Below are 11,726 nucleotides of genomic sequence, written 5' to 3'. Positions count from 1 at the left end.
GGTATGCCCGCGAATTTCTAATAATGAAACATCGGTTCCGTATCTTTGTCAATTCGGAATATTTATTCCATTTTTGCCTTTGCGGATTTGGAATGCTGCAGCTTGCGTCGCCGCTCGGCAATGGCGACCGGCAGCGCCATGGTGAGCGCCATCGATGCGGAGAGCGAACGAAAACCGCCGAAATCAGCCTCTGCCACTTCGAACCAATGTGTCGCGCAGGCGGCCAGCGGCGAAAAGGCCGAATCGGTGATCGCGATGACCGGCACGCCGCGATCGGCCAACTCCTGGCTTTGGCTGAGACTGTCGGCGGCATAGGGCGAGAAGCTCGCCGCAATCGCCGCATCGCGCGGTGTCGCGAATTGCACCATCTCCGGATCGACGCCATTCGGCGAGGCAACGATCTGGTGGCGAATGTGCAGCTTGGAAAAAGCGTAGGTCATATGCGCCGTCAGCGGATAGGAACGCCGCTTGGCGATGAGGTAGATGGTCTCGGCACTCGCCAGAATATCGACCGCCTTGGCGAAGGTGTCGGTTTGCACCGTCGCTGCAAGCCGGTTCACGGACTGGCTTGCGGCGGAGATGAAGCCGGCAAGCAGGGTGGCATCTTCGTCATCCCCGCCGGACTGCTCCAGCGTGACGAGGCGCTCCTCATAGCTCAGCGTCCGGTCGCGCAGCCGCTCGCGAAAAATGCTCTGAAGGTCGGAGAAGCCTTCATAACCGAGGTGGTGGGCAAGGCGCACCAGCGTGGAGGGCTGCACGTCCGAAGCGGCGGCAATGCTTGCCGTCGTGCCGAAGGCGATTTCATCGGGATTGCCGAGCGCGAAGGCGGCGACCTGCGCCAACCGCTTCGGCATGCTCGCCTTGCGTTCGATGATGGTGCTGCGTAGGCTTTCGAAATCGCGTGGCACACGCGCTCTCTGGGGATCACTATCCATGCTGACGGCTCGGGAGATGAAACAAATATTCCATATTTCGAAGCATAGACGATTTCGTGCGGAGCGCCTAATTGTTTTTAATCCCATGAATTTCAACGGTTTTGGACAGCCTAGCGCGAGGCGGAGTGAAGTGATGCTTCAGGACATGCTTGTCAAAACGGTCCAAATATTCCAAAAATTCGCGAAATTTGAGGAGGAGACCTTGATATGAAGCCACTCGGCATCGGTTTGATCGGCACCGGTTATATGGGCAAGTGCCATGCGCTGGCATGGAATGCGGTGAAAACCGTGTTCGGCGATGTCGAGCGGCCGCGCCTCGTGCATCTCGCCGAGGCCAATGCGGAACTGGCGCGCGCCCGCGCTAGCGAGTTCGGCTTCGAAAAGGCGACCGCTGACTGGCGGGCGCTGATTGCCGATCCTGACGTCGATGTCGTCTCCGTCACGACACCCAACCAGTTCCACGCCGAAATGGCGATCGCGGCCCTTGAGGCCGGCAAGCATGTCTGGTGCGAAAAGCCGATGGCGCCAGCCTATGCCGATGCCGAACGCATGCTTGCCGTTGCCCGGCAGTCCGGCAAGGTGGCCGTGCTCGGCTACAATTATATCCAGAACCCGATCATGCGGCATATAAAGACGCTGATCGGCGAAGGCGCGATCGGCGCCGTCAATCATATCCGCGTCGAAATGGACGAGGATTTCATGGCCGATCCGGATGTCTTCTTCTACTGGAAGAGCGAACTGTCCGCCGGTTATGGCGCACTCGACGATTTCGCCGTCCATCCGCTGTCGCTGCTCTGGTATCTCTTCGGCCACGTCGAGGCCGTCACCACCGATATGGTGAAGCCCTATGGCGACCGCCCTGTGAAGGAAGGCGGCCGCCGCGCGGTGGAGAATCACGATGCGGCCAATGTCCTGATGCGCCTCGGTGGCGGCATTTCCGCGGTTTTGATGGCAAACCGTGCTGCCTGGGGCCGCAAGGGCCGCATCGCTCTGCAGATCTATGGTTCCAAGGGCTCGATCCTCTACGATCAAGAGCGCATGAACGAATTCGAGCTCTACCAGGCCGAGGGGCGCAGCTCCGAACAGGGCTTCCGCAAGATACTGGCGGCACCCGCCCATCAGCCCTATGATCGCTTCATTCCGGCACCCGGCCACGGCCTCGGCTTCAATGACCTGAAGATCATCGAATGCCGCGAGCTGATGCGGGCGATTTCCGGAGAGCCGGCGTCTATCGTGACATTCGAAGACGGTCTCAGGATAGAGAAGTCGGTTCACGCCATGGCACAGTCTTTCCATGAGCGCCGGTGGATCGAGATCGGCTGAAGCACAGATCTCGCTTCCGTTGACGGCGTTCGGGGTAGGGGATAGGCCTTGCCTCTGGTGAAGGGCCGCATATTTCGGGAGTGACATCGTGACGGACAGACTGGTAATCATCGGCGCGGGGCAGGCGGGCTTCGCATTGGCCGCCAAGTTGCGCACGCTGAAGGATGAGCGTCCGATCACGCTGATCGGCGCGGAGGACGTGCTTCCCTATCAGCGCCCGCCATTGTCGAAGAAATATCTGCTCGGCGAGATGGCCTTCGACCGCCTGCTGTTCCGCCCCGAGCATTGGTATCCCGATAATAATGTCGAGATCCGCCTGTCGACATGGGCCGAGCAGATCAAGCGCGAGAGCAAACAGGTCCTGCTGCAGGACGGCTCTGTTCTCGATTACGGCACGCTGGCGCTCGCAACAGGCTCGACGCCTCGCCGGCTGCCGGCAGCGATCGGCGGCGATCTGGAAGGCGTCTATATCGCCCGCGACAAGCGCGATGCCGATCTGCTGGCCGCGGAGATGCGCCCCGGCCGTCGCGTGCTCATCATCGGTGGCGGCTACATCGGCCTTGAGGCCGCAGCAGTCGCCCGCCATCTCGGTCTCGAAGTGACCGTCATCGAAATGGCCGACCGCATCCTGCAGCGCGTTGCCGCGAAAGAAACCGCCGACATCATGCGCGCGATTCATAAGAGCCATGATGTGACGATTCGCGAAAAGACCGGCCTGAAACATCTCATCGGCAAGAACGGCCACGTTGCAGGTGCCGAACTCTCCGATGGGAGCACCATCGACGTGGACTTCGTCATCGTCGGCATTGGCGTGGTGCCCAACGATCTTCTCGCCAAGGAGGCGGGGCTCGACGTCGGCAACGGAATCATCGTCGACGAGTTCGCCCGCACGTCGGATCCGTCGATCTATGCGGCCGGCGATTGCGCCAGCCTGCCCTGGCGGGGCGGCCGCATTCGGCTCGAATCCGTCCAGAACGCTGTGGATCAGGCCGAGGCAGCGGCGGCCCTCATTGCCGGCGGCAACGATCCCTATGATCCCAAACCTTGGTTCTGGTCCGACCAGTATGATGTGAAACTGCAGATCGCCGGCTTCAATATGGGCTATGACGACACGCTGCTGCGACCCGGTGCACGCGACGGCGCAAGTTCGGTCTGGTACTTCCGAGAAGGCAGGCTGATCGCCGTCGATGCCATCAACGATGCGAAAGCTTACGTGTCAGGCAAGAAGATGCTGGAATCAGACATCAATCCCGACCGCGCCATTCTCGCCGATCCCGCAGCGGATCTGAAGCAATTGCTGGTCTGACGCCTGCCCGCATAAGGGCCTCTGAGGCGCCTGTATTTTTGCACTGTCATCATTCTATCGATGACCTAGATAAAGGACATGTGAAAACTTCAAAAAAAGCTTGATCGTACGGGAGAATACCCATATCAGGGCTCCCACCGGAGAGGTGGCCGAGTGGTCGAAGGCGCTCCCCTGCTAAGGGAGTATACGTCAAAAGCGTATCGTGGGTTCGAATCCCATCTTCTCCGCCATCTATCTTTTGATTAAAGGAAATCAGATAGATGGAAGCGGATGCCGATCAGACCATGACAGTTGCCATCACACAATTTTCGCCTGCCGCAGCCGGGTTAGGCTGAATTTGTGCTGTAATTTTTCTTTTTCTCTTGAATTTTGGTGCGTCTTTGGACGTAAAAATGCCGCCCGCGCTGAAGCGGGCAGGCAGCATTCAGGCAGATGCCTTGGGCGGCGTTGGCGACCGCCATCGGTCCTGAAGGCCGGAGGTTGAAGCATGCCGCCTCCTGCGAAATGCTAGGACCGGCTAGAAGCGGAAATATAAACTCACTCCTGGCCGGCGATGGTAATAATCGCGATAGCCGTAATACCCGGGATAATCGCGGTAGCCGTAGTACCCGGGATATCGATAGCCGTAATACCCAGGGTACCTATAGCCGTAATACCGAGGGTATCTGTTGTAGCACCTGCCATAATATCCACAGGAACGGTAAGCGTAACGGTGGTTCCAGTAGCGATCTGCCCGCCAATGATGGCTCCGGTGTCGGATCAGCTCGACACTGCCGATCTGCACTTGTTCGGGAGTCGGCGGAAAGATCGGGGCTGCCTTTAGCGGCAGGGCGAAAGATGCAGCCAGGACAACGGCTGCGAGTGCTGATAATAGCTTCCTCATCGACGTATCCTCTCAGGTTTTCACCTTGAGCTTTCAGGGCTGAACCTTCGATGAACGGACTTCGTCGATCGGCGGCCTGGAATCGCCTGGCCCAGAGTCGCCAGCCAGCCGGCCACAGTGGGAACGATGATGATCCGGCTTGCTGGCATCTTCTCCGCCATTGCTCTCCATTGATAACGCCGCGGTTTTTTGCACGGCTTCTGTTTCCGCTGCCAATTTTCCCTGTTCGAAATTCTCCCTGGCGCACGCGCCGTCCCAGCATCGCGATGCTCGCCAGGCGAATCGCGTATGGGAATCAGTTGTCCCGCGTCGGCCAAAGCTGAAATCGGTTTCGGCTTTTCATACGGCGGAACGTCCGTCAGTCCTCAACCGGTCACCTTGAAAAGCCGAATCTGGCTGGAAAGTGGTGCCAATTTGGCACGAGTAGGCGCCTCTTCGCCTTGTGAAATCCCGATAAACGCTGGGAAAATAAGAACTTTCTTAACAAAGCTTAAACAAACGGCGGCCCCATTGCCCAACTTGTGGCCTTTCAGCAACAGCGTTTCGGTAAGGCTTTCGTAAACCCCTCTTGAACACAAGTTGGTGATTGCGTGACAGCCGCCGTCTTGTATTTTCAGCCTCGGAAGCAAGGGCCTGACCGCCCGACTTCTTCAAACACCGGGGGTAGGGCAGGGAAACGCCGTAAGGCGTGATCTTACCTCCGATCGAAACTTGAATTGGAGGTCATTATGAACATCAAGAGCCTTCTTCTTGGCTCTGCTGCCGCTATGGCAGTAGTTTCCGGCGCTCAGGCTGCTGACGCAATCGTTGCAGCCGAGCCGGAACCGGTTGAATACGTTCGCGTCTGCGACGCTTACGGCACCGGCTACTTCTACATCCCTGGCACGGAAACCTGCCTGAAGATCAACGGTTACATCCGTTTCCAGGTTAACGCTGGCGAAAACGTCGGCGGCGACTCGGATTGGGATGCTGTAACCCGCGGTCAGCTTCAGTTCACCGCCAAGAGCGACACCGAATACGGCCCGCTCACTGGCGTGATCGTTCTTCAGACCAATGCCGACAACGCATCGACCCAAGTTGCTAAGCTCGACTCCGCTTACCTCGACGTCGCGGGCTTCCGCGCTGGTCTCTTCTACTCCTGGTGGGACGATGGTCTCTCCGGCGAGACGGACGATATCGGTTCCGTCGTAACGCTGCATAACTCCATCCGTTATCAGTACGAAACCGGTTCCTTCTACGCTGGCCTCAGCGTCGACGAACTGGAAGACGGCGTCTTCAAGACTGGCGAAGAGCCGAACAACGTCGGCGTTGCCTTTGGCATCGGCGGCAAGGCTGGCGCCTTCAGCTACCAGGTCACCGGCGGCTGGGACTTCGACAACGAAGACGGCGCAATCCGCGCAATGGGTACGGCTGAACTCGGCCCGGGCACGCTCGGCCTCGCAGCTGTCTACTCCAGCGGCCCGAACTCCTACTACTCGCAGTCTGAATGGGCAGTTGCTGCCGAATACGCCATCAAGGCTACCGACAAGCTGAAGATCACTCCCGGTGTTCAGTACTACGGTAACTACTGGGGCACCCCGGCCAAGCTTGGCGCTCCTGACGACTTCGACGGTCTTGGCGATGCCTGGAAGGTCGGTTTGACGGTTGACTACCAGATCGTTGACAACTTCTACGCCAAAGCTTCCGTCCAGTACCTGGATCCGGAAGATGGCGACGACGTCACGACCGGTTACTTCCGTCTGCAGCGCTCGTTCTAATTCGAGTTGACTTCGGTCATAGAGAAGCCTGGCTTTTGAGCCGGGCTTTTTTTATGGTCGACGCCTTCACTATAACGAGTGGTGTTTTGATGTCCGCGCTAGGCGGCATCACGAAAGCTCAACTCAGCTTGCCGATAAACATCCTGATCGTGTCCGGAATGTCTCCCAGATGCAGAAGCGGCGCATGGCCTTGGCCTCTCGCCATGATCTGCACCATATCAGGATGCCGCTTCGCCATTTCATCCACTGTCTGCGGCGATAGCAGATCGGAATTCTCTCCCCTGATAACCAGCAGCGGCATGGCACGCAGGCTCTCGAACTGCGCCCAAAGGTCGGGGAGGGGCTTGCTGAAATCGATTGTTTTCAGCTGCTCGGCAATATCAGGATCGCAATCGGCAACTGGTACGCCGTTCTGCTCCCTATAGATGGCCTGCGCCATATTCTGCCAGTCGTTGACGGCGAGCACGGGGAAGGCAGCGGCATAGTTCTCCTTGAGGATGTCAACCGCATCACTCCAGGAAAGAGGTTTGCGATCCCGGTTGAGATAGTCCCTGATCGCCATCAGCCCGACCGGCTCAATGACCGGTCCGATATCGTTAAAAACTATGCCCGCCAGCAGTTCCGGCTTCATTCCCGCCAGCAGATGCAGGATCAGCCCGCCGCGCGATGTGCCGATAAAGATGGCGCGGTCGATGCCGAGTGCGGCGCAGGCGGCAATCACGTCGGCGCATTCGACCGCCAGATTGTAATTCGTCGTGTTCGCATCCCGCTCGGACATGCCGCGCCCGCGATAATCGAGAGCGACGACACGGCGCGGGGAGGCCGCGTCCTGTGACAGCAGCAAGGCAAGTTCATGAAAATCGCGAGAATTGCGTGTAAGGCCCGGCAGGCAGATGACAGGCAATCGATTGATGTCTCGGCTTGCCGCCCGGTAGTCGCGGGCATAAAGCTTCAACCCATCAGTCGAAGTAAAGAATTTTTCGGTGAATGCGTTCTTGTCTTCGTCGCGCATGACATCTCCATCCGGTGTGCCAGAGGAGATGTAACGTGCTTTCGGCAGGCCTGCCAATCGGCCTTAGGTCGCGCTGCGCCCGCCGATCAGATCGCGCTCGATATCCGGGGTCTGGCCAAGGCGAGCCTTGTAGACCTCGTAATTCTCCATCACCCGCTGCACATAATTGCGCGTTTCGGGAAAGGGGATGCGCTCGATCCAGTCGACGATCTCATCGACCGGCTTGCCACGCGGATCGCCATAACGCCCAATCCATTCCGGCACGCGCTTCGGTCCGGCATTATAGGCGATGAAGGTCAGGATATAGGAACCGCCGAAGGCTTCGATCTGTTCGCCGAGATAATGCGCGCCGAGCGTCGCGTTATAGCCGGCGTCGGCCGTCAGCTTGTCCTTGGAATAGGTGATGTTGTGCCGCTTGGCGACGGCCTGAGCGGTGCCAGGCAAAAGCTGAAGCAGGCCGCGGGCGTTGGCGGCGGAAACGGCAGCCGGATTGAAGGCGCTTTCCTGCCGGGCGATCGCATAGGCGAGTGCCTTGCCCGAGCCGGAAATATTGGCATTGGCGGGTATGACACCGACTGGGAAGGCAAGTGCTGCGACATCGATGCCGCGTCCATAGGCGATCTTGCCGATCTGCAGCGAAAGGTGATGGTCGCCCGCCTGCTCGGCCTTGGCCGTCAGGATCGCCAGCTCGCCGGGGCTTTGAAGCTGGTCGGCAAGTGCCAGGTAAATGGCTGCCGCACGCCAACCATGACCTGCTGCCTCCAGCCGTCCGATTGCCTGCACGGCCTCACGCTGCTGCAGGTTCTGACGGTCGGCAGCTGTCGGCGCCGGATAGGTGACGTTCAATGTCTTGCGCCCGAGCCTTTCGGCGGCAAGCTGACCGTAGAAAGTGCCGGGAAAATTCGCGGCTTTGGCGAAAAATTCACTGGCTTTGCCCGGCCCGCCAGCCTCCGCAGCGCGTCCGAGCCAATACCAGGCTCGGGAGACGGACAGCGGGCCGTTGGAAACCTGCAGGATCTTGCGGAAATGTGTCTCAGCCGTCGTCGGGTCCTGCAGACCGCGCAACGCGTACCAGCCGGCATGGAATTGTGCTTCGACGATATCCGCCGGCACCGTCGCGACGGAGGCGGCGACGATCTCGTAGGCTGCCTTGAACTGGCCCTGGTCGACGAGGCCGCGGCTGACGATCCGCTGCTCGTTCCACCATTCGCCTGAGTTCATCAGTTCGGTTCGGTCGCGCGGCATCTGCTGCAGCAGCTTGGCGGCCTCGAGATACTTGTCCTGCTTGCGCAGATATTCGATGCGCGCGAAGAGAAAGCCTGGATCGCTGCGCCATTTGGCTTCGACAGCATTCAGCAATGCACCGGCATTACCCGCATTGTTGTCGACGGCAGCCCAGGCCTTGTAGAGCGACTGCGCCTGCCCCATGTCGCCGAAGCGCTTGGCCTGCGCCACCCGCCCGCGATACATCAGGTAATCCATCCGCGTCTTATGGTCCGCGACGGTCAGCAGGCCGGCAAATTCGGCCAGGATCTTGTCTTCGGTTGCCTTGTCGAGCACCTGCCCGCGCCAGATCTTGCCGATATATTTTGCTGCTTGCGCAGACTTGCCGGTCGCCACTAGCGCACGCGATAGGATCATCGCACCCTGCGGCGTCTCGGGCGCCGTATCGCCGAAGGCATTCAGTATCGCCGCAGGGGCGGGATTCTCGTCATAAAGCGCCCGTTCGGAATTGCCGCGCAGACGTTCCAGACCCGGCCATCCCTTCAGCTCGTCCGAGGCACTGGCGATCTCATACGAAGGGACGCCCTTTAGGCCGGAGGTGGCGATTGCCCAGGTCAGGATATGACGGTCGAGCGTTCCCGCCGTCATGGTGTTGCGGATGGCGAGCGCCTGCTGCGGATCCTTGTTGGAGAGCGCATCGAGGCCCGCCTTCAAATCGCTGTTGACGGGCGCGATCGCCGGGTTGCGCGGGATTGCGCCGGTGGTGATCGCCTCGGGGAAAGAGGCGGTTTCCGGCACGAAAGCCAGCGGCTTGACGGTGGGTACGGGAGCGCCTTCGCCGGGCAGCTGCGATGCAGCGCTGCCCCAGGCCGCGGCCACCAGACCGAAGGCAGACAGGATCAAAACGGCTCTCTTCATTAGGTTACCCGCAACGAAAACATGCCCTTCCATTTGGCTGGAGGCACCTTAACGAAACCTTACCAAATCCGGTAAAATTCATTCACATTTGCTATCGGAATTTGCCCTAAACCGATCTATGCGCGCTTGTCGCGGCCATATTGCCGCTCTATGGTGCACAACTCTTATTCATGGAATGCGGCTGAAGCAAGGTTATCAGCCGTGAGGAGCTTTGCATGTTCAATGGGTCCATCCCCGCTCTCGTCACTCCCTTCACCGACGCCGGCCTGATTGACGAAGACAGCTTCGCCGCTCATGTCTCGTGGCAGATCGGGGAGGGCAGCAGCGGCCTCGTTCCGGTCGGCACGACCGGTGAGTCACCGACGCTGTCGCATGCCGAGCACAAACGGGTAGTGGAACTCTGCATCGAAGTCGCGGGCAAACGCGTGCCGGTCATGGCTGGCGCCGGCTCGAACAATACGCGCGAAGCGATCGAGCTTGCCCAACATGCCGAAAAGGTTGGTGCCGACGCCGTCCTCGTCGTTACCCCCTATTACAACAAGCCGACGCAGAAGGGTCTGATCGCCCATTATTCGGCAATCGCCGAAGCTGTTAAGCTGCCGATCTATATCTACAATATCCCCGGCCGTTCGGTTATCGACATGACACCGGAGACGATGGGCGCGCTTGCGAAAGCACACAAGAATATCGTCGGCGTCAAGGATGCGACCGGCAAGATCGAGCGCGTCTCCGAGCAGCGCATCACTTGCGGAAAGGAGTTCCAGCAGCTCTCCGGCGAGGATGCGACGGCGCTCGGCTTCAATGCTCACGGCGGCGTCGGCTGCATCTCAGTGACGGCCAATATCGCGCCGCGTCTCTGTGCGGAGTTCCAGGCTGCGACGATTGCCGGCAACTATGCCAAGGCGCTGGAACTGCAGGACCGGTTGATGCCGCTGCACAAGGCGGTCTTCATGGAGCCCGGCGTCTGCGGCGCGAAATACGGCCTGTCGAAGCTCGGCCGAATGAGCCGCAACGTACGCTCGCCGCTGATGTCCTCACTGGAGCCGTCGACGGAGGCGGCGATCGACGCTGCCATGCGTCACGCCGGCTTGCTCAACTGAGGCTGATAACCGGCCCATCTTCACAAGATCGGGCCGTTCTCTTACATAGATGACAGGAAATAAGGGTGCGGAATTCGCGCCCCTGAATGGAATTATCGTCATGGCCCCCAAAGGCAGCCAGCGCATCGTGAAGAAGGTCGTCGCGGAAAACCGCAAGGCCCGCTTCAACTATGAGATCATCGATACCTATGAGGCGGGCCTGGTGCTGAAGGGCACCGAGGTCAAGTCATTGCGCGAAGGCAAGGCCAATATCGCCGAATCCTACGCTTCGGATGAGGATGGCGAAATCTGGCTGATCAATTCCTATCTGCCGGAATATCTGCAGGCGAACCGCTTCAACCACGAGCCGCGCCGCCGCCGCAAGCTTCTTTTGTCTGGACGCGAGATCAACCGCCTGCGCGCGGGCATCAACCGCGAAGGCATGACGCTGATCCCGATGAAGATCTACTTCAACGATCGCGGCCGCGCCAAGCTTGAGCTGGCACTCGCGAAGGGCAAGAAGCTTCATGACAAGCGCGAATCCGAGAAGGAGCGCGATTGGAACAGGCAGAAGAGCCGTCTGTTGAAAGGCAACGGCTGATCATTTCCTGTAGCATTCGCTATTCGCGAATAAGGCTTCAGTCCTCGAAATCGCTGGCTGGTGCCACTTCAGCAGGACGCGGAGGGCGCTCGGAAGGATCCCGGCCGATCTCAGCTTTTAGCGACAGTAGATCGATGAAGTGATCGGCCTGGCGACGCAGGTCGTCGGCGATCATCGGCGGCTGGGTCGACATGGTCGAAATGACTGAAACCTTACGTCCCTTGCGTTGCAGCGCTTCGACCAGAGTGGTGAAATCGCCGTCGCCGGAGAAGATGACGAGATGGTCGACCGTTTCGGACTGCTCCATGGCATCGATCGCGAGCTCGATGTCCATATTGCCCTTGATCTTGCGGCGCCCCATGGAGTCGGTAAACTCCTTGGCAGGCTTCGTAACGACCTTGTAGCCGTTATAATCCAGCCAGTCGATAAGGGGACGGATCGAGGAATATTCCTGGTCTTCGATCAGCGCGGTATAGTAGTAAGCACGCAGCAGATATCCGCGTTTCTGGAATGCTTTCAAGAGTTTGCGGTAGTCGATATCAAAGCCCAGACTTTTGGATGCAGCGTAGAGGTTGGCGCCGTCTATGAATAGTGCAATTTTCTCGCGTGGGTCAAACATCGCTTACCAATCCAAAGAGAGTAATCTAAATCCATAAGCCACTTAGCCAATAAAAACAGCGGCTTGTGG

At 59.0% G+C, this 11,726-nt stretch carries 11 protein-coding genes and 1 tRNA gene; 6 read left to right on the top strand and 6 right to left on the bottom strand.

Annotated elements, in window-relative coordinates:
* Positions 1-62: 62 nt before the first annotated feature.
* A complete protein-coding gene (locus FHX08_RS11180; RefSeq protein WP_132650991.1) occupies positions 63-935 on the bottom strand; it encodes a MurR/RpiR family transcriptional regulator in 873 nt (290 codons plus the stop codon).
* 207 nt (positions 936-1,142) lie between these two features.
* Between FHX08_RS11180 and FHX08_RS11175 the strand changes: the two genes are divergently transcribed.
* The 3 genes from FHX08_RS11175 (at position 1,143) to FHX08_RS11165 (ending at position 3,794) form a co-directional block, all read left to right on the top strand.
* Positions 1,143-2,258 (top strand): Gfo/Idh/MocA family protein, encoded by a 1,116-nt coding sequence (locus tag FHX08_RS11175; RefSeq protein WP_132650992.1) that lies wholly within the window; start codon positions 1,143-1,145, stop codon positions 2,256-2,258.
* Positions 2,259-2,346: 88 nt separating this feature from the next.
* Positions 2,347-3,564, top strand: coding sequence for an NAD(P)/FAD-dependent oxidoreductase (locus FHX08_RS11170; RefSeq protein ID WP_132650993.1), 1,218 nt, complete (start codon positions 2,347-2,349; stop codon positions 3,562-3,564).
* 139 nt (positions 3,565-3,703) lie between these two features.
* A tRNA-Ser gene (locus FHX08_RS11165) sits at positions 3,704-3,794 on the top strand.
* Between the two features lie 47 nt (positions 3,795-3,841).
* On the opposite strand, the gene FHX08_RS11160 is transcribed toward FHX08_RS11165, so the two are convergent.
* The gene (locus FHX08_RS11160; protein ID WP_165911817.1) at positions 3,842-3,988 is read right to left on the bottom strand and encodes a hypothetical protein; all 147 of its coding nucleotides are present in this window, start codon (positions 3,986-3,988) and stop codon (positions 3,842-3,844) included.
* A 93-nt stretch (positions 3,989-4,081) separates the two neighbouring features.
* A complete protein-coding gene (locus tag FHX08_RS32035) occupies positions 4,082-4,447 on the bottom strand; it encodes a hypothetical protein (RefSeq protein ID WP_132650994.1) in 366 nt (121 codons plus the stop codon).
* 728 nt (positions 4,448-5,175) lie between these two features.
* Here FHX08_RS32035 and FHX08_RS11155 point away from each other — a divergent pair.
* A complete protein-coding gene (locus FHX08_RS11155; protein WP_132650995.1) occupies positions 5,176-6,204 on the top strand; it encodes a porin in 1,029 nt (342 codons plus the stop codon).
* 118 nt (positions 6,205-6,322) lie between these two features.
* On the opposite strand, the gene FHX08_RS11150 is transcribed toward FHX08_RS11155, so the two are convergent.
* Positions 6,323-7,216 (bottom strand): alpha/beta fold hydrolase, encoded by an 894-nt coding sequence (locus FHX08_RS11150; RefSeq protein ID WP_184327181.1) that lies wholly within the window; start codon positions 7,214-7,216, stop codon positions 6,323-6,325.
* A gap of 63 nt (positions 7,217-7,279) precedes the next feature.
* The gene (locus FHX08_RS11145; RefSeq protein WP_184327180.1) at positions 7,280-9,358 is read right to left on the bottom strand and encodes a lytic transglycosylase domain-containing protein; all 2,079 of its coding nucleotides are present in this window, start codon (positions 9,356-9,358) and stop codon (positions 7,280-7,282) included.
* 215 nt (positions 9,359-9,573) lie between these two features.
* On the opposite strand from FHX08_RS11145, the gene dapA reads away from it, so the two are divergent.
* Both dapA and smpB read left to right on the top strand, forming a co-directional pair.
* Positions 9,574-10,458, top strand: coding sequence for a 4-hydroxy-tetrahydrodipicolinate synthase (dapA, locus tag FHX08_RS11140; RefSeq protein ID WP_132650998.1), 885 nt, complete (start codon positions 9,574-9,576; stop codon positions 10,456-10,458).
* A gap of 100 nt (positions 10,459-10,558) precedes the next feature.
* Positions 10,559-11,038, top strand: coding sequence for an SsrA-binding protein SmpB (gene smpB / locus FHX08_RS11135; protein WP_132650999.1), 480 nt, complete (start codon positions 10,559-10,561; stop codon positions 11,036-11,038).
* Between the two features lie 37 nt (positions 11,039-11,075).
* On the opposite strand, the gene FHX08_RS11130 is transcribed toward smpB, so the two are convergent.
* Complete coding sequence (locus tag FHX08_RS11130) at positions 11,076-11,657, bottom strand: NYN domain-containing protein (protein WP_112565748.1); 582 nt, start codon at positions 11,655-11,657, stop codon at positions 11,076-11,078.
* Positions 11,658-11,726: the final 69 nt, after the last annotated feature.

The sequence above is a fragment of the Rhizobium sp. BK529 genome (assembly GCF_014194105.1).
In the GTDB taxonomy this organism is placed as follows: domain Bacteria; phylum Pseudomonadota; class Alphaproteobacteria; order Rhizobiales; family Rhizobiaceae; genus Rhizobium.
The sequence above is the reverse complement of the archived record's forward strand: the minus strand, read 5'-3'. Positions and strand labels throughout refer to the sequence as shown.

Bases quoted from the DNA above. Each gene is read 5' to 3' on its own strand.
- FHX08_RS11180 (WP_132650991.1), bottom strand. From the start codon at position 935: ATGGATAGTGATCCCCAGAGAGCGCGTGTGCCACGCGATTTCGAAAGC.
- FHX08_RS11175 (WP_132650992.1), top strand. From the start codon at position 1,143: ATGAAGCCACTCGGCATCGGTTTGATCGGCACCGGTTATATGGGCAAG.
- FHX08_RS11160 (WP_165911817.1), bottom strand. From the start codon at position 3,988: ATGCTGCCTGCCCGCTTCAGCGCGGGCGGCATTTTTACGTCCAAAGAC.
- FHX08_RS32035 (WP_132650994.1), bottom strand. From the start codon at position 4,447: ATGAGGAAGCTATTATCAGCACTCGCAGCCGTTGTCCTGGCTGCATCT.
- FHX08_RS11155 (WP_132650995.1), top strand. From the start codon at position 5,176: ATGAACATCAAGAGCCTTCTTCTTGGCTCTGCTGCCGCTATGGCAGTA.
- FHX08_RS11150 (WP_184327181.1), bottom strand. From the start codon at position 7,216: ATGCGCGACGAAGACAAGAACGCATTCACCGAAAAATTCTTTACTTCG.
- FHX08_RS11145 (WP_184327180.1), bottom strand. From the start codon at position 9,358: ATGAAGAGAGCCGTTTTGATCCTGTCTGCCTTCGGTCTGGTGGCCGCG.
- dapA (WP_132650998.1), top strand. From the start codon at position 9,574: ATGTTCAATGGGTCCATCCCCGCTCTCGTCACTCCCTTCACCGACGCC.
- smpB (WP_132650999.1), top strand. From the start codon at position 10,559: ATGGCCCCCAAAGGCAGCCAGCGCATCGTGAAGAAGGTCGTCGCGGAA.
- FHX08_RS11130 (WP_112565748.1), bottom strand. From the start codon at position 11,657: ATGTTTGACCCACGCGAGAAAATTGCACTATTCATAGACGGCGCCAAC.